The following is a 20,699-nucleotide window of genomic DNA, read 5'->3' as shown; positions in this document are numbered from 1 at the left end:
CTTATTCCTCCCCGAGCATGTGAAGAAGAGCTACGGTAATGTTATCTGTTCCACCTGCGTTGTTGGCAAAACGAATAAGCGTTTCAGCTTTTTGTTTGAGGGTGACATCACTTGTTACGATATCACAAATATCTTCAATCGTAACCATGTTTGTCAATCCATCACTGTTGACGAGGACATAATCGCCCACTTCCAGATTTTTCAGAGCAATATCTGGCTCAACGGGCTCTTGCTGACCAATGGATTGGGTGATGATATTTTTCTGAGGATGGCGACTAGCCTCCTCCTCGGTCAATTGACCTGCACGCACAAGAGCACCGACGAGTGAGTGATCATGTGTTAATTGGATATATTCTTCACCACGGATAATGCCGACACGAGAGTCCCCCACATGGGCATGAATCATTTGATGATCAATGACAACAACAGCTTCAAGCGTTGTTCCCATACCTTTGTAATCCTCTGTCTGTCCCAATTCATAGATTTTTCGATTTTCTTTTTCAATGACATCCACAAACCATTCGCGAACACCATTCAGTGTACTAAGCTGAGTGTCCACCCAAGCTACACCAAGATCTGTCGCTGTCATTTCACTAGCGATGTGACCTGCGCGATGCCCACCCATTCCGTCTGCCAAGATAATCAAATCAATCCCCGCACGGTTAGTATAGCGATTGACATAATCTTGGTTGTTAGAGCGTCTTTGTCCACCATCTGTTAAAAGTGCAATTTCCATATGTTTTATTCAGCTGAACAATCAGCTTCCTCCTCTTTCTTAGGCTATTCTTTTGACTTGACAGATGAAAAATCCGTCTGTTCCATATAGCTCAGGGGTAATCAAGATGCATCCATCCTTGATAATATCCTGACACTTATGTTCTAAGTGTACTTGTTCAAAATTTGGATGCTCTTCCAAAAAGCGTGCAAGCACTTCTTGATTTTCCTTAGAAACAATCGTACAGGTGCTGTAGGTTATTATACCACCTTTTTTTACCGTTTGGCAAACACTGTCCAGTATCTCTAGCTGAGTTTTTTGGAGTGACTCAAAATCTGCTGTCTCTTTGGTGTATTTGATATCTGGTTTTCGTCGAATGAGTCCGATACCTGAGCATGGAGCATCCGCTAAAATCTTATCAAAGCTATCTGCAGCAAAGTGTTTATGAACCATTCTGGCATCCATGCTCTTAGTCTGTACCTTATCTTCCAAATGAAGACGAGTTGCATTTTCTGTAATCAACTCTAACTTATGCTCATGAACATCTAAGGCTACAACCTGCCCACTTGTTAGGTAGGAGGCCATATGCATCGTTTTTCCACCCGGAGCAGCACACGCATCCAGGACGGTCTCATGACCTTCTAACTCTAGCGTCGGAGCAACCAATTGACTGGTTTCATCTTGGATAGTAATTAATCCATGTTGAAAGGCTTCTGTTCCAGCAAAATGTCCATGAGCTTTGACCAATCCGACCGGTGATAATGGAGATTTTTCAGCCTGCAATGACTGAGCCAACTCATCCAACTGACTAGGATCTATCACGCGTACGCTTGCTTTATTGCGAACAAAGAGGCTTTCCAACATCCTTTCTGCTCGCTCTTGACCATATTCAGTGACCAGCGCTTTGACCAGCCAGACCGGCGCTGAATAGCGTACAGATAAACGTTTATTTTTTCGCTTGATAGCGTCAATATCTGGTAAGGGTTGATCTACAAATTTACGAAGGATAGCATTCACAAACTTATCGGTCCCACGACCTTTTTTTGCTAGATTGACCCCTTCGTTGACCACTGCATGATTAGGAATTTTATCCAGATAAAGCAACTGATATAGGCTCAACATTAGCAAGTGGTAGACCCAACTATCTACCTTGTCTCTATCTGCAATAGCATGCGCGAGGTCCCGCTCAAGGGTGATTTTCCGAGCGACAGTGCCATAAACAATTTCTGTGACCAATGCCTTGTCCTGTTGGCTAAGGTCTGATTTGTCCAGTTCTTGCTTGAGTGCGATGTTGGAATAGGCACCTTTGTCAAAGATTTGCCCTAAAATTTGCAGAGCCAAGCCACGCGCAGTCTGATTTCTTTTATTCACCAAATTGATCTCCTACTGTCACATCACGACCGCTCCCATTCAAAAAATCAGCGATGCTCATCTTATGCTTGCCTGCTGGCTGCACCGTTTGTAAGGAAAGAGCATGCTCTCCAGCAGCAATCACCAAGGTTTTCTTAGTGCGTTCAATGACTTGCCCTGGTTTGCCATCGCCTTCAACCTCTATCGCTTCATAAACCTTAAAGCGTTCACCATTCCAAAGCGTGTGGGCTACCGGCCACGCGCTCTTCCTCAGGTTGAATATTGGGCGAAAACGTCACTTGGCTGACATCTTGTGCCACAGGCTTGATGTTTCCTTCCAAATACTCTGGTAAGGTTTTAAGCAATAAATCACGTCCTACGATAGCAAGTTTCTCAAAGAGAGTCCCAACATTGTCAGTCTCTTCGATGGCAATGCTGCTACTTGCAATCATGTCACCAGCATCCATTTCCTTGACCATTTCCATAATGGTAACCCCCCCGCGCTCATCCCCATTGATAAGAGCATAATGGATAGGGGCACCACCACGGTATTTTGGCAACAAAGAAGCATGTACATTGACCGCAAAATCCATGGCATTTAGCAACTTAGTCGGTAAAAATTGTCCGAAAGCAGCCGTTACGATCCCATCTGCATCTAATTCCATTAGCAGATCCATTTCTGGACTACCTGATAATTTTTCAGGTTGCAAAACAGGTAAATCATGCGCTAAGGCAACCTCTTTGACAGGTGTCATACTGAGCACTTTTTTGCGTCCAACTGCGCGATCTGGCTGTGTCACAACCGCTAAAACTTGATAATCTGCGTCTGACAAAATCCCTTCCAAAACTGTGGCTGCAAAGGCTGGCGTGCCCATAAAAATAATCTTTGTCATTTCACTCTCTGCTTTCTTCTTGCTTTATTTTTTTCCATACTTACATTCTTTCATTATACCATTTTTAGGAAAAATTTTCTTACCTGAAGAATGATGAAAAGCCTGGAATTTCATCCCAGACTTACATCAAATTTTGTGGTTCATTGTCGATGATAAAGCGCAATTCTTTTTGATCTACTTCCTGACTCCAATCCAAGAGACGATTGAGAACGTGGTCCAGTCTCTCCTCCTTACGATACTTGAGTAAAATTTGATAATGATAGAGATTATGCGTACGGGCGATATGCTTTGGAGTAGGGCCCAACATGCCGATATCACCCGATAAATTTTCACGTAAAAATTGCTGCACTTCATAGGACTTTTTGATCAAAAAATTCTCATTTTTATGAGACAAGGTCAACCCAATCGTAAAATAGTAGGGAGGATAGCCCAACTTGTGGCGAATTGCCATCTCATAGGCATAAAATCCTTCATAATCCTGATTTTTGGCAAAGGAAATGGCATAATGATGAGGATTATAGGTCTGAATGACCGCTTCACCCTCTTTTAATCTGGCAAGTTCAAGCCTGTATCCGCATTGAGTACCCCAACTAAAGTCACATTGGGAAAATCTAGGCCCTTGGCAATCATCTGCGTTCCCAACAAAATATCCGCTTCTTGAGCTTCGAATTGGCTAAGCAAGGCCTCATGAGTTCCTTTTTTGCGAGTCGTATCCACATCCATCCGCAAAATCCTTGCATCAGGTAAGAGTTCCTGTAATTCATCATAGGCTTTTTGCGTCCCTGTTCCATAATAGCGAATTGAACGACTCTGACAATTAGGACACTGGTGAGGAATTTCTTTTTGAAAGGGCACTCATCAACAGTCCCACAGTCGCGACACATCACAAAAGAAGAATAGCCACGACGATTGAGCATAAGAACCACTTGCTCTTTTTTAGCTAATCGTTCTCGAATTTTTTCAAGTAACGAGGGCGTAAAATTGGATACCTCTTGCTGTCCAATAAAATCCCGAAAATCAATGATTTCAATCTGTGGAAGACTTGCTTGAGGATTGGCACGCTGGGTCAATTTCAACAATCCATAAAGCCCTCGACTAGCTCTGGCACGACTCTCCAAACTTGGGGTCGCAGAGCCTAAAACCAACACTGCCTGATTGTAATCAGCACGGAGTTTAGCCACGTCTCGCGCATGGTAGCGTGGACTGGAATCCTGTTTGTAGGTTGCCTCATGCTCTTCATCAATGATAATCGCACCAAGATTTTTCAATGGTGCAAAAATGGCGGAGCGGGCTCCCACTACTACCTGAGCGTCCCCACGCTTAATTTTTCGCCATTCATCGTATTTTTCACCATCAGACAAACCTGAGTGTAAAATGGCCACTTTTTTACCAAAACGTGCAATAAAACGATTAGTGACCTGAGGGGTTAAGGAAATCTCTGGCACCAACATAATCGCTGTTTTATTCATCGCGAGCACCTGATCAATCACCTGCAAATACACTTCTGTCTTACCACTTCCTGTCACACCCTGAAGCAGGTAGGTCTGACTTTCTTCCCCAACCGTGGACAAAACTTCTCGCACAGATACCGCCTGCTCTGGATTGAGCTGAAAAGCTTGACTAGGTTCCACATCTGCAAAATAAGCATCTGTCCGACTGACTTCTTCTTCCCAAACCATGATCAAATCATTTTCTTGAAAAAATTTGACAATGGCAGAGCTGTAGCGTTCTCGTAAGGATGAAAGAAGGGCAGGTTCCGTTTGCATGAGTAGTTCTTCTTTTAATTCTTGCCGCTTCGTGGCACGATTTCCTACTTCAAAATCACCTAAGGTAGCATGGTTGACGCGGTACCATTTTTCAGTTTTAATTTGTTTTTTGTCATTGGCTAAGTATTCAACTGTGATTTTTCCCGCTTGCACGAGCCGCATCACTCGAGCTTGCATTTTCTTGTCTAAATCTGAAAACCGAACAGCCTCTTCTTTCCCAAAAATCTCCATTCTATCTTGACTAGCTAGTCCTTTACCTACATACAAGATTTTATCATAGGAAGAATTGAGCAAGGTCGGCAACATGGCTTTTAAAATGGAAATCTTGTAGGAAAAAACGCTCTTGCGCATCTGGTCGGATAACCAGAGTTGTTCCGCATTTAAAACAGGCTCAAAATCCAGCACCTCGACTATTTCCTTCAGCTTAGTTTCATCATCCTGCTTCTCTTTTTCCCTCAGACCAACTACAATACCCTGAATGAGCCGATTGCCCTTACCGAACGGTACATGGACCCGCATCCCCAACGTTAGCATAGCGCCAAACTCTGAGGGGACGAGGTAGGTATACGGCTGATCTGTCTGCATTAAGGGGACATCAACAATAATTTCTGCTAACATGGTTCTCCTTTACCGATACCAAATAGAAGAAAGAAACCCAGCTGGCTTGCCAACTGAGTCTATATCAATCTAGATTTTTTCGCCATCTTCTTTTTCTTTAGCGATTTGTGCTTTTATTTTGCGTTCTTCTTCTTCCTGACGAAGACGTTCTACCTCTGCACGGCGGCGGATAGCTGCACGTTTTTCTTCAGGATCTGGATGAATAATCACATTCCCCGATTCAATTTCTTCAAGAGCACGCAAAGTTGACTTAGCCGAAGAAAATTCTTGAGTGGCTTTAGCACCTGCTTCCAATTCATGCGCACGTTTTGCTTCCAAAATGACCAATGAATATTTTGATGGTACCTTGTCCAACAAGGTATCAATCGACGGTTTTAACATCATAAGACTTTTTCTCTTTTCTAGTTCAAAATAAGGTTAACGAGCAACGGTTTGCTCACTAATCATCTCATCGTAACGACCAATTACGCGGTCTACACGGAAATGCTCTGCTTCGATAATGCGTTTCACCCGCTCAGCAGCAAGAGTTACTTGATCATTGACCACAGCGTAATCGTACTCACGCATGAGAGCAATCTCCTCTTTCGCCTTAGCGATACGCTTGGCAATCACTTCCTGACTATCCGTGCCACGACCAACCAAACGATCTTGTAATTCATCCAAATCTGGTGGTGTCAAAAAAATAAAAACACCATCTGGCACTTTTTGCTTCACTTGAAGGGCTCCCTGAACCTCAATTTCAAGAAAAACATCAATGCCTCGGTCCAGTGTTTCATTGACATAGGTCAATGGTGTTCCATAATAATTACCGACATATTCCGCGTACTCCAACATCTGTCCCTGACGAATCAATTCTTCAAATTCTTCGCGTGTGCGGAAGAAGTAGTCCACTCCATCCACTTCGCCAGGACGTTGGGCACGGGTTGTCATCGATACAGAATATTCAAATTTATGATCTGGTGTCGAAAAAATTTCTTTTCGTACAGTTCCTTTCCCAACTCCCGATGGTCCGGAAAATACAATTAGCAAACCACGCTCTGTCATGATTTCTCCTTAACAATCTTTCATTCTAGTGTAACAAAAAAGCACCTGAAATTCAAGTGCTTTTATTTGGATTATTTAGCTAATTCAATTGCTCGTATCTCGCGAATAACCGTCACTTTGATGTTTCCTGGATAATCCAGATTGTTCTCAATTTTCTCACGAATATCATGTGCCAAGATTGTGACCTTATCATCGCTCACTTTATTTGGATGAACAATGATTCGAACTTCACGACCAGCTTGAATAGCGTAGGCCTGTTTAATTCCGTCAAAACTATTGGCAATGTCTTCTAAGTCTTGCAGGCGCTTGATGTAGGCTTCCATGGACTCACGACGTGAGCCTGGACGAGCAGCGCTAAGAGCATCTGCTGCGGCAACAATTACCGCAATGGTGCTTTGCGCTTCAACATCACCATGGTGACTAGCAATTGTATTGACTATAACTGGATGTTCCTTGTACTTACGAGCCAATTCTGTACCGATTTCAACGTGGCTTCCATCCACTTCGCGATCCAGCGCTTTTCCGACATCATGAAGGAAACCAGCACGTCGTGCCATATTGACATTCTCGCCTAATTCAGCAGCTAACACACCTGCCAACTTAGCCACTTCAATGGAGTGACGGAGAACATTTTGTCCATACGATGTGCGGAAGTGTAATCGTCCCATAATCTTAATCAAATCAGGGTGTAAGTTTGGTGCTCCCACCTCATAGGCTGCCGCTTCACCATATTCACGGATACGATTATCCATCTCAACACGGTGTTTCTCCACCAATTCCTCAATGCGTGCTGGGTGAATACGTCCGTCTTGAAGAAGGGTTTCCATCGTCATACGGGCAATTTCGCGACGAACAGGATCAAAACCAGATAGGACAACCACTTCAGGAGTGTCATCAATGATAACATCAATACCAGTTAAACTTTCAAAGGTGCGAATATTACGACCTTCACGGCCGATAATGCGCCCTTTCATGGCATCGTCTGGCAAGTGGACAGACGTCACCGTTTGCTCTGCCACATATTCACCAGAAATACGTTGCATGGCTTGGGCCAAGAGATCCTTAGCTGTCTTATCCGCTTTTTCTTTCACTTCCCGCTCTGCTTCTTTGATACGGGTTGCAATTTCGTGAGTCAATTTATCACGCGTATCTGTCAAAATCAAATCACGCGCTTCTTCCTGACTCATGGAAGCTACTTCTTCTAATTCTTGTGCTTTTTGTTCTTCTAATGTTGCGACTTGCTTTTCGCGCTCATCAATGTGTTTAGATTTGTCAGTTAAGCTTTGCTCTTTACTCTCCAAAGCTTTTTCTTTATTAGTCAAATTATCATCTTTGCGGTCCAAACTGCTAGCACGTTCTGTTAAACAGGCTTCAATTTGTTTCAATCCTTGACGCTCAGACTTAAATTCTTCTGCAATTTCATCTCGATATTTACGTGCTTCTTCCTTTGCTTCAATAAGCATTTCTTTTTTCAGAGATTGGCGATCGCGTTCTGCAGTCTTGATGATACTCTCTGCTTCTTGCTCAGCCTTTCCTCTAATATTGCTTGCTTCTTGTTCAGCGTTTAAAAGCGTCAGTTCTGCCGTCTCTTTTGCAGCTTTCGTTTTTAAGGAAATGGCTATATATCCGATCACTAAACCAATGAGAGCGGCGACAAGTCCTATTATTACAGGAATAATGTCCATGTTCCACCTCGTTTTTTTCTATTAGATTTTCAAAAAATCCTCTTTCATTTTAACATAAATTAAACGATTTCACAAATCAAATTTCATCTTTTACAGAGGGTTTTTGAGAAAGAATTCTCATGATTCTATATGAAAAATATGGTATGATAGAGAGAGGAAAAGCTTTAAAGGAGTTTCTCATGACCAAAGAAGTTGTTGTCGAAAGTTTTGAACTAGACCATACTATCGTAAAAGCGCCCTACATCCGTTTGATTTCTGAAGAAGTCGGTCCAAAGGGGGATATCATCACAAATTTTGATATCCGTCTCATTCAGCCTAATGAAAATCCCATGGATACTGCTGGACTTCACACTATCGAGCATTTATTGGCAAAATTGATTCGCCAGCGCATTGCTGGACTGATTGACTGTTCTCCTTTTGGTTGCCGAACTGGTTTTCATATGATTATGTGGGGGAAACAAAATCCCACCAAAATTGCAAAGGTTATCAAATCAAGCTTAGAAGAAATTGCAGAAGGCGTTGCTTGGGAAAATGTCCCAGGAACTACCATCGAATCCTGTGGCAATTATAAGGATCATAGCCTACATTCAGCTAAGGAATGGGCAAAACTCATCCTTTCGCAAGGAATTTCAGATAATGCTTTTGAGCGTAATCCAATCTAAACAAACGAAAACAAGCTACCAAACGGTAGCTTGTTTTTTTCTTCTATTTCTTAAAAATCAAGAGCATCTGAATATCCAGAACCATTCCCTACAAAGTAACCTGTTTTGGCATTGATTGAAAAGAGATAAGTTCCATCTGGTTTATAGAGATTATAATAGCCATTTCCCTTGATAATATTGACTTTCTCAAGGATATATTGATTACCCGTGATATAACCGCGTTGCTGTGAAACAGAAATGATATGTTCCAAAATTCCTGGATTGAAACCCCAAGCTTCATTGGACGTATCATCAATTTTAGACTGATCGTAAGGGACCCGACTTAAATCACGTTGCAAGGTCACGCCGGCTGGTACAGCTATACCATGATTCGTTCCCGCATTGGGTAGGAAACCAGCTGTATGGATGGAGACAGTCGGGGTTTCGGAGGGAGCGGGAGTTGGAGGCGTTGTTGCAGGAACTTCTGGTTGAGCAGGGGCTTCTCCTACTGAATTACCTTGATCCGTTTGCCCAGCATTAACTGTTGCTTGATTTTGTGTTTGCTGTGAATGGGCAAAATTGATTACTGAAGTCACCGCCGCATCAACAGAGCCGATTCCAGTGGTAGCGGGCTCTAGTTTGGCATCTCCTTTGACGGTTGCTGTGGTATCCAACTCGCCATCTACTAAAATTGGCTTGTCAAATTGTCCATTAACTGCCTGTGTTGCCTTGATGGCTTTTTCAAGACTATCATATTTTTCTTTAGCTAATTTGTAACCTTCAGAATCTTTATCTAACTGATCCAAGAGAGCTTTCAGCTCTGTCAATTTATCAAATTCACTATTTTTTAATTTGGTCAAAGCAGCATCTGTAAAGAAAGCTTTATAACGGGTTTCAAAAGCAGCAACTGCTTGTTTTTGAGCAGAGTCAGTAGAACTAGTTTTCGTGGACGAAGAGCTCGTTTCTTTGACAGATGAACCTATTGCTGTTTGATCAGTCGACTTTTCAGTACTATTCATCCATACGAAGGCAGCTGCTAAAATCCCTACAAATAGAGAGATTAAGGCAGCCCAAATCCAACCCTTTTTCTTATTTGAGGAATCTTCATCATATTCTTCAAATTCATTAAAAGGTGCCGTTTCAGGAGCTGGCATAACAGGTGCAACTGGAACGACTGGCTCAATACTTTCTTGTCTTACTGACTTCTCCTGTGGAATTTCTTTCCCTCAAAGTTCAGAAATAACTTCCTTAGAAACTTCTCTAGTTGCCCCTACTTCTTCATCCATAAGCGGAAGCTGTTGGACTTTTGTTTCAAACTTTTCAGCTTCAATATCTTGACGATGTTGCTTGATATAGCGATCTAAGACCCCATCCTCTTCTGAGATACCAGCTTTAATTTCCTCGTGCTTACGAACAGCTTCTCCTATAGTCAAGTCTTTGGCATCTTCAAAATCTAATACTTTTTCTTCATCCGGAAGATCTGTCATTTGCTTGTCTTGTTCAGCCATCTGTGCCTCCTATTCTGTTTGTTTTGGAGCATCTCGTTGACGCTTCATGCGTTGCCCGAAGAATTGATACAAATCAACTTTCAAGGTTCCGTTATATAATTTTCGTTTTTTATCGGCTAATTGGCCACAGAGCGATTCAAATTGTTCATCACTGGTTAAGATAAATTTTGACCAGGTCTTTAGTGGGGCAAAGGTTTGTCCCATTTCACCGTAAAGCTGAATGATTGCATCGTCATCCAACAACCGCTCACCGTAAGGAGGATTGGAAATAATCACTCCGTTGACCTTGTCTGTCCGTAAATCTTGAAGTCGCATTTGCTTGAAGGTAATATCTTGATCCACACCAGCTGCAAAGGCATTTTTTTAGCCATTTCAATCATTCGTCCGTCAATATCAAAGCCAGAAATATCTAACTTAAGGTCCGTGCGAATCTTGGCCTGCGCTTCTTTGCGTACTTGCGCAGTCAACTCATCCTCCATCCAATTCCATTCCTCAAAAGCAAAGGAGCGCTTGAGACCTGGTGCTATTTGACGAGCTAACATGGCTGCCTCAATACAAAATGTACCTGAACCACAAGTCGGATCAATCAAAGGCTTGTCTGGACACCAATTGGACAAGAGCAAGATAGCAGCTGCCATATTTTCCTTAATTGGAGCTCCACCTTTTTCCACACGATAGCCACGCTTAAAGAGACTAGATCCAGTTGTATCAATCAAAACCGTTGCTACATCTTTGAGAATGGAAACTTCGATTTTATACTCAGCTCCTACTTCTTGTAAAGGCACGCCTTCTGGTCGTGAAAAATGTTTCTGTAACTTCTTGACGACCGCTTTTTTAGAAATAGCTTGCACACTTGGTTCATTGTGAAGCTTGGATTTGACACATTTGGCCTTTGAAATAGGAAATTTGCAACAGAGTGGCAAATAGTTCTCCCAATCCAAAGCAAAAACTCCTTGGAATAATTCCTCGAAGGTTCTTGCAGGGAACTGTCCCACAACAATTTTTATCCGATCTGCTGCGCGGAGCCAAATATTGGTCTCCACAATAGCCTTTTTGTCGCCCCAAAAACGGACACGACCATTTTCAACTTGGCATTCATAGCCTAATTCTCGTACTTCACGCCCCACAACTGCTTCTAAACCAGCAGCTGCTGTCGCAATCAATTCAAATGTTTCTTTCATCTTCATCCTTGTTTTACTACTTGAAATTTTACCTAGGTCCATTATAGCATAGACTTGATTTTTTCTGCTGACTCTATCCTAGAATTCCCATAAAAAAGAAAAGCTAGCATACGCTAGCAAACCTATTATGCAATTTTCTATAAGCCATGTTTTGTTCCAGCGGTACTAGGCACTACCGCCTTCGATAATCATCTGTCTACTGTATAATATACAGTCAGGAAAGACCGTTCGTTTCCAGCTTTCCCATGCCCCTACCAAAGTTTGGGTTGCTAGCTTGAGGGGTTTACCGCGTTCCACTTTTCAGATTTCCCTGAAAACTTCGTCACTGTGGCACTTTCAGACTTATTTGAGCATATCCAAAGACTTAGCCCTTTCAGTCGCCGTAAGGTAGCACGCTACCTCCCTAGGCTTATGCATTCGCCTAGCACAAACACTACCAGCATCACAGCTAGTGCTAGCATGGACTTTCCTCATGGCAATGCCACGCGATTATCCAAAAATTGCACGATTTTCTACAAATTAGTCTTGAGCGATTTGTTTCCCAAACACTTCTTTTTCAAGACGATTGAGTCGACGCAAAATATCAAAATTAGTAACTGAAGAACCACGTTCTGTTCGCAAAGTACTGCTTTCATCAACTTCTACAGTCGGACGCGAAGCGTTAGCTGACAAAGCCTTTAAGCGCGCGATTTCACCTTTTAATTCCTTAATGATAGCATCATAGGCATCATAATCTTTCATGATTTCATCCAAGAAGTCGTTTACCTCATCTGGATCATATCCACGAAAAGTGGTTTTAAAATCTTGCTCAAAAATACCTTTTGTTGTGTACTTAATGCTTGCCATGTCTCGCTCCTCAATCTAAAATGTCACTACCCCTATTATATTAAAAAATCTTAGGGTAAGCGTTTTTACAGTATGCTCTCCCTTTTTTCCATCTCATGAATCAAGTATTTCAAGTTTGTTTCATTTTCATGATCGTAAAAATATAGGCCCCGTCTGTATTTTCTAATAAAAATTGATTGTAATCCCTAAATTGACCTGGATTTTGGTATTCTTTATAGGCCGCTTTGACAAAATCAACTTGTTTGAAAGCTGCTAACTTTTCTTGGTTGCTTTCATTCCAATTTTGACCATAGTTCTCAAAACAAAAAATCGTTGCTAGCTGGCATGAGTACCCCTGCTCTCTCAATTCCTTTAAAACCTGAAGAGTCCAATATCTCGTTCAATAGCTTTTTTGATAATAGGAACACGTGGATCTTTGTCCGAAAAAATTCCTAGTTCAGTGTGGCGATAGCCCGTAATCAATACACTTTTCATGCCCTTTTCTTGTACTCTTTTCTTATATTATGCTATAATTGTTATTGGTATCATTTTAACAAGAAGGGGTTTTATGGTCAATTATCCGCACCAAGTCTCAAGGAAAATTCAATCTCAAAAGCGAGCTTTTCCCAAAAAGGAAGTTAACTTTGCAAAGCGGTGATTCATAAAAAACCGACTCCTGTTCAAATCGTTAAAGTGGATTATCCAAAACGTAGTCGTGCAAAGATTGTGGAAGCTTATTTTAGACAAGCATCCACCACTGACTATTCTGGTGTCTACAAGGGATATTATATTGACTTCGAAGCCAAGGAAACACGACAAAAGACTTCCATGCCCATGAAAAATTTCCATGCCCACCAGATCGAACATATGGGACAGGTCTTAGCGCAGAGGGGGATTTGCTTTGTGCTTCTTCATTTTTCCACTTTGAAGGAAACCTATCTCTTGCCAGCTGCTCCATTGATTGACTTTTACCACATTGATCAAGGTACGAAATCTATGCCCCTTGAGTATATTCGTAAATACGGTCATCCAATTATCATGGGAGGCTATCCGAGTCTGCCCTATCTCGACGTTATTGAAAAAAATTTATTAGGCGGTGAAACTGTTGAAGAACCTAAATCTTAAGAGAATACTCCTTATAGCTGGTAACATCTTTTTAATCGGATTTATTGTAGCTGTCATAGCTGGGGTCGGACTTGTTTTTTATTATGTCCAATCTGCACCAAAATTAACTGAAAAGTCTCTTACAGCTACAACTTCGAGTAAAATTTACGATAAAGATGGTAACTTGATTGCTGACTTAGGGTCTGAAAAACGCTCCAACGCAGAAACGAGTGAAATCCCAACTGATTTGGTAAATGCCATCGTTTCCATTGAGGACCAACGTTTCTTCAACCATCGTGGTCTAGACGTTGTTCGAATTGCAGGTGCTTTTATCAACAACTTGACAAGTGGTAATCTCCAAGGTGGATCAACTTTGGACCAGCAATTTATCAAGTTAACCTATTTTTCGACCTCCACACAAGATCAGACCTTGAAACGAAAAATTCAGGAAGCGTGGTTAGCAACTCAACTAGAACGCCGTAATACCAAACAAGAAATCTTGACCTACTACGTTAACAAGGTCTATATGTCCAATGGTAATTACGGAATGAAAACAGCCGCAAATGCATACTATGGCAAGGAATTAAAAGATTTGTCTTTGGCGCAACAAGCTTTATTAGCCGGTATGCCACAGGCTCCAAACCAATACGATCCCTACATCCAACCAGAAGCAGCTAAGCAAAGACGCGATTTGGTCTTGGGACAAATGTTGGAAGAGAAGTATATCAGCCAAGAAGCTTACGACATGGCAGTTGCGACTCCAATTACAGATGGATTGCAGTCACTCAAACAAGGTGCAGCTTATCCTGCATACATGGATAACTATCTAAAAGAGGTCATCGAAGAAGTTGAAGCCAAAACTGGTTATAATCTACTAACAACCGGTATGGAAGTCTACACGAATGTTGATGCTGCTCCATACAGGTAAGGTCGTTGCCCAACTTGGTGCCCGTAATCAAGCAAGTAGCGTTTCATTTGGTACCAACCAAGCAGTTGAAACAAACCGAGACTTTGGTTCGACTATGAAACCTCTCACAGACTATGCTCCTGCTTTAGAAAATGGTGTCTATACTTCTACAGCTGATACTGTTTATGATGGACCGTATAATTTCCCTGGAACAACAGACCCAGTACACAACTGGGATCCACAATTGCTCTTCTCAAATGCTATTTCAAGTAATACCACGGAATCTAATCAACATTATGGAGCTAGCAGTGAGAAAATGGCTGCCGCCTATGCTGCATTTGCAAATGGTGGAACCTACTATGCTCCGCAATATGTCAACAAAATTGTTTACACAGATGGAACGACTACAGATTTCACTACCGAAGGCAAGCGCGTCATGACCGAAGAAACTGCCTACATGATGACCGACATGCTCAAGAGTGTCATGACATACGGTAATGGTCTCAATGGTGCGGTTGATGGTGTCCCTCAAGCTGGTAAAACAGGTACATCCAACTACACGGATCCTGAAATTGAAAGAATTCTTCAAGAGAATGAAGCTGCAAATTCTAGTTTGATGGTCGTACCTGATGAGAACTTCGTCGGTTACTCTACCAAGTATGCTATGGCAGTTTGGACTGGCTATACAAACCGTTCGACTCCTGTACTGGATGATGGAATGCTGGTTGCAACGGATGTTTATCGCAATATGATGGCCTACTTGAATCCTATAGAAACAGCCACAGATTGGGAAATTCCTGATGGTCTAGTTCAAAGCGGCAATTATCTCTACCTGAAAGGGTTTGCCCCACAATATTCTTACAATTATAACACCCCTGCTTCCAGCAGTCAGTCCACTACTCAGTCGTCTTCTACAACCACTGGAAGCACAGCGACTGAGACAAGCACAACAACGCAGGCAACACCTAATCAAACAAATACACAAACCAGTACGGAACAATCTACAACGAATTCCTCTTCCGCACAAACTCCTGCCACAGGACAATAGAATTGAAGAAGCTAATTAGCTTCTTCAATTTTTCTTTTTAGTAGCTTTATGGTAAGATAGGATTATGAAACCAGACATTTTTTATCAACTACTAGCTGAACAGGGCATCCATTTAAATGAACAACAAAAAAAACAATTTTCCCGCTATTTTGAGTTGTTAGTAGAGTGGAATCAGAAAATAAATTTAACCGCTATTACGGATTTGGAAGAGGTCTATCTAAAGCACTTCTATGATTCCATCACGCCGATTCTGCAGGGCTATCTGCAAAATGAACCTACTCGACTCTTGGATATCGGAGCAGGGGCAGGTTTCCCTAGTCTTCCCATGAAAATTATTTTTCCGCAGTTAGATGTCACTATCATTGACTCCCTCAATAAACGAATCTCTTTCTTAGAACTCTTGACGCAAGAGTTGGAATTAGACGGGGTGCATTTTTACCATGGCAGAGCAGAAGACTTTGCTCAGAATCCTCAATTCCGTGCTCAATTTGATATCGTGACAGCACGCGCAGTTGCTCGTATGCAGATTTTATCGGAGTTGACCATTCCCTATCTCAAACTCAACGGCCGCCTCATCGCTCTAAAAGCGTCCAACGCTGGTGATGAGCTTCTAGAGGCAAAAAATGCGCTCGACCTCCTTTTTTCAAAAGTAATTGAAAATATAGACTATAACTTACCAAATGGAGATCCACGCAATCTCATCATTGTGGAGAAGAAAAAAGAAACACCAAATAAATACCCACGCAAAGCTGGTATGCCCAACAAACGTCCGCTATAAAAAAACAAGACTTCTAGTTTAGAAGTCTTGTTTTTTTATGACCAAGGATTGTAGAAACGACCGTGATTAATGAAAAACAGTACAATAGTCAACAATAAAACAAGAATTGCCACGCCAATCACTAAAGCATCTTTCTTTTGCATTGGTTGATAGGTATACCAAGTTCGCTTTTTATTTTTGCCAAAACGGCGGAGCTCCATAGCTGTTGAGACAGTATCAATACGCTCTAGAGAGCTAAAAATCAGTGGCACAATCAAGGCAAGATTCCCCTTTATACGAGACATCAACTTAGCCTTCTGCGATAATTCCAGACCACGAGCTTCCTGCGACATACGAATGGTATAAAACTCTTCCTGAATATCAGGAATGTAGCGCATAGTCAAGGAAACTGCATAAGAGATTTTATAGGACAAACCGACCCGATTGAGACTTGAAGCAAATTGACTAGGATGAGTCGTCATTAAAAATACTAGAGCTAAGGGCACTGTTGTCACATACTTGAGCAACAAATTGAGCAGATAAAATAACTGCTGGCTAGTCACAGTATATCGCCCTATCCCCTGCCATAAAAGAGTTCTAGCCCCATACAGCTCTACCCCATATTCTGGCAAAAAAAGATAAATCATGATGACATTCATCATTGCAAAAACAACTGTAAAGATGAGCACAAAAGAAACATCCTTTAGACGAATATGAGATAAATGAAAAAGAAAAAGAGTCATAACCGCTAAAAAGAGAATCAGACGGGGATCGTAGGTTACCATGGAAGCAACGGAGACAATGAGGAAAAAGAGAAGTTTGCTGGTCGCTGCTAAGTGATGGACAAAGTCATCTCCAGGCTGAAATCCAATTAGGTGCTGGTTTTTCATGCCATTTCTCCTTCCGTCATGTAATATTTGGTCAAACCTAGCGGGTCAACTCCCAAGCGCTCTGCTAAGGCAAAAATACTGGTTTCTTTGAGGTTGGCTTCTTGGATAATAGAAGGACTACTTAAAATCTCAGCAGGGTTTGCATCGGCAATCACTTGACCATCCACTAAGACGATGGCGCGATCAGAATAATCCAGCATTAACTGCATATCATGGGTAATCATGACGATGGTATGGCCTTGTCGATTGAGTTCATCTAAAAACTCTATGATTTCTTTATAGTTGCGTTGATCCTGCCCTGCAGTTGGTTCATCTAAGAGAATAATTTCTGGATGAAGTACCAAGATAGAGGCGATGGTCACGCGCTTCTTCTGTCCAAAAGAGAGTGCTGAAATGGGCCATTTTCGAAATTCATAGAGACCGCATGTTTTTAGAACAGCGTACACACGTTCCTCCACATCTGTCTCATCAAAACCACGAAGTTTCAGACCCAAAGCTACCTCATCAAAAATCATGGTTTGACTAATCATTTGATTTGGGTTTTGCAGAACATAGCCAATACGTTCGGCTCGCTCCTTGACAGAGTCATTCGTAATGTCTTGCCCACGTAAACGTAGTTGACCTTGTATCTCAATAAAGCGACAGAGTGCCTTAGCCAGTGTAGACTTGCCTGCACCATTTTTACCGACAATTGCTAAACGTTCTCCCTCATGAATATTCAAATGAATATCTTTTAGAATAAACTGTTTATTATCATAAGAGAATCGCAGATTTTCCAACTCCAGTAGAGCTGGTTTTTCATGTCCTTCAATGCTTGGGGTTGATAAACTTGGAACTCTAACCTGTGAAAGGTCCAAAGTCTGCAAATCTGCTAGTTGCTCTGCTATTTCTACAGGGCATCCCAACTGGCGCAAGGTTGTGATATACAGCGGTTCGCGAATACCATGTTTGGCTAGCAAGTCTGTTCGTAACAGCTCATCAGGTTGACCATTAAAAACAATTCTTCCCTCATTCATAAGGATAATACGATCCAAAGGACGATAGAGAACATCCTCCAGACGGTGTTCGATGATAATAGTCGTCGCTCCTTCTTCTCTATGCAAGCAATCAATCATGTCAATAGTATCCTGCCCTGACTTGGGATCAAGATTTGCCAAAGGCTCGTCAAAGAGTAAAATCGGACTTTCGTCAATTAAGACACCGGCTAAGCTGACACGCTGTTTTTGTCCGCCAGACAAGTCCTGTGGACGATGTTGGAGCAAATCCGTCAATTCCAAACGTCGACTCCACTCCTGAACACGGGACTTCATCTCTTTCTGAGGTGTCACATCATTTTCCAATGCAAAAGCCAAGTCTTCTGCTACAGATAATCCAATGAACTGACCATCTGTATCTTGCAAGACTGTGCTCACCAAAAGCGACTGCTCATAAATGGAAGATCCGAAAACATCCTTACCATTGATCAGCAAGCGTCCCCTCGCTTCTCCCTCAAAATTATTAGGAATGAGTCCATTTAAACATTGTCCCAGAGTGGATTTTCCAGAACCTGATGGTCCCAAAATCAACACTTTTTCATCTTTATAAATGGTTAATTGAACATCCTGAAGGGTAGGTTCTTGCTGGGCATGGTATTTAAATGTAAAATCCTGAAATTCGATCATGTTTTTCATAGTCCTATTATACCCTAAAGCCCCTATAATCAAAAGAGCAAGAACTATTTTTCAAGGCTTGCTGCTATTTTCATATTCTCTCAGAAGATCATCACACAACTGCTTTCTAGACCTTGCTGCATCTACGCTATTTACGGTTGGCAAGAGTTATGGTCATCTCAGACTAAGAGGTAGGATAAGCTGCAGTTGTCACCGGAATAAAGGATTGAAAGATTAAGATTTTGATAAATGTAATATTCGCAATCCACCTCGCATGACCATGATAAAGACAAGGATTCCGACTAACAAATCTGGTAATGGAGATTGGGTGAGGCAGACTAGAAGACCCGTTAGAATAACACCCAGATTGATAAGAAGATCGTTGGAAGTAAAGATTTGGCTAGCTCTCATATGCATTTCCGATGAATGCTGCCTGTTGAGCAGCCAAAGACAAAGCCCATTTCCCAAAAGAGCCCCTAGAGAAATAAGCATCATCTGTCCAATATCAGGAAGATAATCTAGATTCATAAAACGTAGGATAACATTAGCAAGTCCTAGAAAAGCCAAAGTCATTTGAAAATAGGCTGCTACTTTTATAATGCCTTGCTTAACTGTTTGACTTTGTCCCACAGCCAAAAGAGCAAGACCATAAACCAAACTATCCGCCAGCATATCTAAGCCATCTGCCACTACACTCATAGTGTTGGCTAAATAGCCATAGCTCATTTCTAAAAAGAAGAAAAAAAGATTGATACCAAAGACCAGCCACAGAACTTTTCTTTCCTTTTGGGAATCAGTAAGATTTACTGTGGTGCTCAAATCATCCTCTATTTCCCTACTACCGATCAACTGACTCCCCAGATCCAATTCTTCTAACCACTCTAAGATCTGCTGGTCAGAATGTTCATGATAAACTTCCACCATTTGCTCTGGCAGTTGAAATATCAGTTGATGAATACCTGGGTGACCTTCTAGTTCCATACAAACCAATTGTTCTTCGCTAGCGCAGTCCATTTCTTTGAGATAAAACTTGGTTACTTTCATCTAAGAATTCCCCTCTTGAAAATTCGAGTAAAAAACTAAGACCACTCTGGTCTTAGTTCTAGTTTTTAGGCATTTGCAAATGCTGGGAGGCTTTCACCGATAGCCGCTAAACGCTCTGCCCATTCTTCACGAGATAAGCCATTTTCCGCTACATAGCGATTTCGTTCATGCGCACGGCATTCTGCTGAACATCCTCGAACATATTTATGTTCATTTTCTTCTGACATGAAGATTTGTTTATTACAGAATGGGTTAGCACAATTGACATAACGTTCACACGGTGTGCCGTCAAAATGATCGTGTGCAATAATAGTTGGATTTACATGGTTGATAGGCACTGAAATACGTTCATCAAAGACATACATAGCACCATCCCAAAGTTCGCCTTGAACCTCTGGGTCTTTCCCATAGGTTGCGATACCGCCATGAAGCTGACCTACGTCTTTAAAGCCTTCACGGACCATCCAACCAGAGAATTTTTCACAGCGAACGCCACCAGTACAGTAAACAACCACACGCTTTTCCATGAATTTTTCTTTGTTGTCACGGACCCATTGTGGCAACTCACGGAAGTTACGGATGTCTGGACGAATGGCTCCACGGAAATGACCTAGATCGTACTCATAATCATTGCGAGTATCTAGGACAACTGTATTTTCATCCAACAAAGCTTCTTTAAATTGTTTAGGATTGAGGTATTCGCCAGTTGTTTCAAGGGGGTTGATATCACTGTCATAATCGTTATCTTCCAAACCAAGGTGAACAATTTCTTTTTTATAACGAACAAACATTTTCTTAAAAGCCTGTTCATTTTCTTCATCCATTTTGAACCAAAGATCTGCAAAACTCTCATCACTATGAACCCAATCCATGTATTTTTGAGTTGTTTCGTAATCGCCTGATACAGTACCGTTGATCCCTTCATCGGCAATCAAGATACGACCTTTTAGACCGATAGACTTACAAAAATCCAAATGCTCTTGCGCATATTCTTTGGCATTTTCGATTGTCACGTATTTATAGTAAAGTAATACTCGGATGTCTTTTGACATGTTTTTCTCCTTTATCCCGCCT

The 20,699-nt window shown here is 41.7% G+C and carries 14 protein-coding genes, 1 other RNA gene and 6 pseudogenes; 4 read left to right on the top strand and 17 right to left on the bottom strand.

What is annotated here, in order from left to right; all coding sequences use genetic code 11:
• Nucleotide 1: 1 nt before the first annotated feature.
• The 7 genes and pseudogenes from AEX56_RS07275 to AEX56_RS07245 form a co-directional block, all read right to left on the bottom strand.
• Entirely contained in the window at nt 2–736 is a 735-nt protein-coding gene (locus AEX56_RS07275; protein ID WP_049618524.1) for a Stp1/IreP family PP2C-type Ser/Thr phosphatase, read from the bottom strand.
• A 39-nt stretch (nt 737–775) separates the two neighbouring features.
• Nucleotides 776–2,089 (bottom strand): 16S rRNA (cytosine(967)-C(5))-methyltransferase RsmB, encoded by a 1,314-nt coding sequence (rsmB, locus tag AEX56_RS07270; protein ID WP_049618523.1) that lies wholly within the window; start codon nt 2,087–2,089, stop codon nt 776–778.
• Nucleotides 2,079–2,958, bottom strand: a pseudogene (gene fmt / locus AEX56_RS07265) (methionyl-tRNA formyltransferase). The gene rsmB and the pseudogene fmt overlap by 11 nt, the downstream one beginning before the upstream one ends.
• A 121-nt stretch (nt 2,959–3,079) precedes the next feature.
• A pseudogene (priA, locus tag AEX56_RS07260) lies at nt 3,080–5,342 on the bottom strand (replication restart helicase PriA).
• A 69-nt stretch (nt 5,343–5,411) separates the two neighbouring features.
• Nucleotides 5,412–5,726: a DNA-directed RNA polymerase subunit omega gene (gene rpoZ, locus AEX56_RS07255; RefSeq protein ID WP_049618522.1), complete on the bottom strand. Its 315-nt coding sequence runs from the start codon at nt 5,724–5,726 to the stop codon at nt 5,412–5,414.
• A 33-nt stretch (nt 5,727–5,759) separates the two neighbouring features.
• Complete coding sequence (gmk, locus tag AEX56_RS07250) at nt 5,760–6,386, bottom strand: guanylate kinase (protein ID WP_049618521.1); 627 nt, start codon at nt 6,384–6,386, stop codon at nt 5,760–5,762.
• 71 nt (nt 6,387–6,457) lie between these two features.
• Nucleotides 6,458–8,071, bottom strand: a complete 1,614-nt coding sequence (locus AEX56_RS07245) for a ribonuclease Y (protein ID WP_049618520.1) — start codon at nt 8,069–8,071, stop codon at nt 6,458–6,460.
• 179 nt (nt 8,072–8,250) lie between these two features.
• Here AEX56_RS07245 and AEX56_RS07240 point away from each other — a divergent pair, with 179 nt between their 5' ends.
• Entirely contained in the window at nt 8,251–8,733 is a 483-nt protein-coding gene (locus AEX56_RS07240) for an S-ribosylhomocysteine lyase (RefSeq protein WP_049618519.1), read from the top strand.
• Between the two features lie 50 nt (nt 8,734–8,783).
• Here AEX56_RS07240 and AEX56_RS07235 read toward each other — a convergent pair whose 3' ends face one another.
• From AEX56_RS07235 to AEX56_RS07220, 6 genes and pseudogenes are all read right to left on the bottom strand, one after another.
• Complete coding sequence (locus AEX56_RS07235) at nt 8,784–9,731, bottom strand: cell division site-positioning protein MapZ family protein (protein ID WP_443031023.1); 948 nt, start codon at nt 9,729–9,731, stop codon at nt 8,784–8,786.
• A 207-nt stretch (nt 9,732–9,938) separates the two neighbouring features.
• A complete protein-coding gene (locus tag AEX56_RS09125; protein WP_236683022.1) occupies nt 9,939–10,220 on the bottom strand; it encodes a hypothetical protein in 282 nt (93 codons plus the stop codon).
• Between the two features lie 9 nt (nt 10,221–10,229).
• Nucleotides 10,230–11,401 (bottom strand): annotated as a pseudogene (locus AEX56_RS07230) (THUMP domain-containing class I SAM-dependent RNA methyltransferase).
• A 135-nt stretch (nt 11,402–11,536) separates the two neighbouring features.
• An RNA gene (gene rnpB, locus AEX56_RS08305) (RNase P RNA component class B) lies at nt 11,537–11,902 on the bottom strand.
• 18 nt (nt 11,903–11,920) lie between these two features.
• Nucleotides 11,921–12,247, bottom strand: coding sequence for a cell division regulator GpsB (gene gpsB / locus AEX56_RS07225; RefSeq protein WP_049618518.1), 327 nt, complete (start codon nt 12,245–12,247; stop codon nt 11,921–11,923).
• A 65-nt stretch (nt 12,248–12,312) separates the two neighbouring features.
• A pseudogene (locus AEX56_RS07220) lies at nt 12,313–12,721 on the bottom strand (SLOG family protein).
• Between the two features lie 156 nt (nt 12,722–12,877).
• On the opposite strand from AEX56_RS07220, the pseudogene recU reads away from it, so the two are divergent.
• The 3 genes and pseudogenes from recU to rsmG form a co-directional block, all read left to right on the top strand.
• Nucleotides 12,878–13,351, top strand: a pseudogene (gene recU / locus AEX56_RS07215) (Holliday junction resolvase RecU); the annotation flags it as partial.
• Nucleotides 13,332–15,285, top strand: a pseudogene (locus tag AEX56_RS07210) (transglycosylase domain-containing protein). The pseudogenes recU and AEX56_RS07210, both read left to right, overlap by 20 nt.
• 64 nt (nt 15,286–15,349) lie before the next feature.
• Nucleotides 15,350–16,063 carry a 16S rRNA (guanine(527)-N(7))-methyltransferase RsmG gene (gene rsmG, locus AEX56_RS07205; RefSeq protein ID WP_049618517.1) on the top strand — a complete coding sequence of 238 codons (714 nt, stop codon included), beginning with the start codon at nt 15,350–15,352 and terminating at the stop codon, nt 16,061–16,063.
• Between the two features lie 35 nt (nt 16,064–16,098).
• On the opposite strand, the gene AEX56_RS07200 is transcribed toward rsmG, so the two are convergent.
• The 4 genes from AEX56_RS07200 to trhO form a co-directional block, all read right to left on the bottom strand.
• Entirely contained in the window at nt 16,099–16,932 is an 834-nt protein-coding gene (locus AEX56_RS07200) for an energy-coupling factor transporter transmembrane component T family protein (RefSeq protein WP_049618516.1), read from the bottom strand.
• Complete coding sequence (locus AEX56_RS07195) at nt 16,929–18,602, bottom strand: ABC transporter ATP-binding protein (RefSeq protein WP_049618515.1); 1,674 nt, start codon at nt 18,600–18,602, stop codon at nt 16,929–16,931. The genes AEX56_RS07200 and AEX56_RS07195 overlap by 4 nt, the downstream gene beginning before the upstream one ends.
• A gap of 213 nt (nt 18,603–18,815) precedes the next feature.
• Entirely contained in the window at nt 18,816–19,625 is an 810-nt protein-coding gene (locus AEX56_RS07190) for a cation transporter (protein ID WP_049618514.1), read from the bottom strand.
• Between the two features lie 65 nt (nt 19,626–19,690).
• On the bottom strand, nt 19,691–20,677 hold the full coding sequence (trhO, locus tag AEX56_RS07185; protein WP_049618513.1) for an oxygen-dependent tRNA uridine(34) hydroxylase TrhO: 987 nt from the start codon (nt 20,675–20,677) through the stop codon (nt 19,691–19,693).
• Nucleotides 20,678–20,699 lie beyond the last annotated feature (22 nt).

The sequence above is a fragment of the Streptococcus sp. X13SY08 genome (assembly GCF_001182825.2).
Lineage (GTDB): Bacteria > Bacillota > Bacilli > Lactobacillales > Streptococcaceae > Streptococcus.
This window is presented reverse-complemented; position numbering and strand designations above follow the sequence as displayed.

Coding starts and splice junctions, on each gene's coding strand:
- AEX56_RS07275 (WP_049618524.1), bottom strand. CDS start 736: ATGGAAATTGCACTTTTAACAGATGGTGGACAAAGACGCTCTAACAAC.
- rpoZ (WP_049618522.1), bottom strand. CDS start 5,726: ATGATGTTAAAACCGTCGATTGATACCTTGTTGGACAAGGTACCATCA.
- gmk (WP_049618521.1), bottom strand. CDS start 6,386: ATGACAGAGCGTGGTTTGCTAATTGTATTTTCCGGACCATCGGGAGTT.
- AEX56_RS07245 (WP_049618520.1), bottom strand. CDS start 8,071: ATGGACATTATTCCTGTAATAATAGGACTTGTCGCCGCTCTCATTGGT.
- AEX56_RS07240 (WP_049618519.1), top strand. CDS start 8,251: ATGACCAAAGAAGTTGTTGTCGAAAGTTTTGAACTAGACCATACTATC.
- AEX56_RS07235 (WP_443031023.1), bottom strand. CDS start 9,731: ATGAATAGTACTGAAAAGTCGACTGATCAAACAGCAATAGGTTCATCT.
- AEX56_RS09125 (WP_236683022.1), bottom strand. CDS start 10,220: ATGGCTGAACAAGACAAGCAAATGACAGATCTTCCGGATGAAGAAAAA.
- gpsB (WP_049618518.1), bottom strand. CDS start 12,247: ATGGCAAGCATTAAGTACACAACAAAAGGTATTTTTGAGCAAGATTTT.
- rsmG (WP_049618517.1), top strand. CDS start 15,350: ATGAAACCAGACATTTTTTATCAACTACTAGCTGAACAGGGCATCCAT.
- AEX56_RS07200 (WP_049618516.1), bottom strand. CDS start 16,932: ATGAAAAACCAGCACCTAATTGGATTTCAGCCTGGAGATGACTTTGTC.
- AEX56_RS07195 (WP_049618515.1), bottom strand. CDS start 18,602: ATGAAAAACATGATCGAATTTCAGGATTTTACATTTAAATACCATGCC.
- AEX56_RS07190 (WP_049618514.1), bottom strand. CDS start 19,625: ATGAAAGTAACCAAGTTTTATCTCAAAGAAATGGACTGCGCTAGCGAA.
- trhO (WP_049618513.1), bottom strand. CDS start 20,677: ATGTCAAAAGACATCCGAGTATTACTTTACTATAAATACGTGACAATC.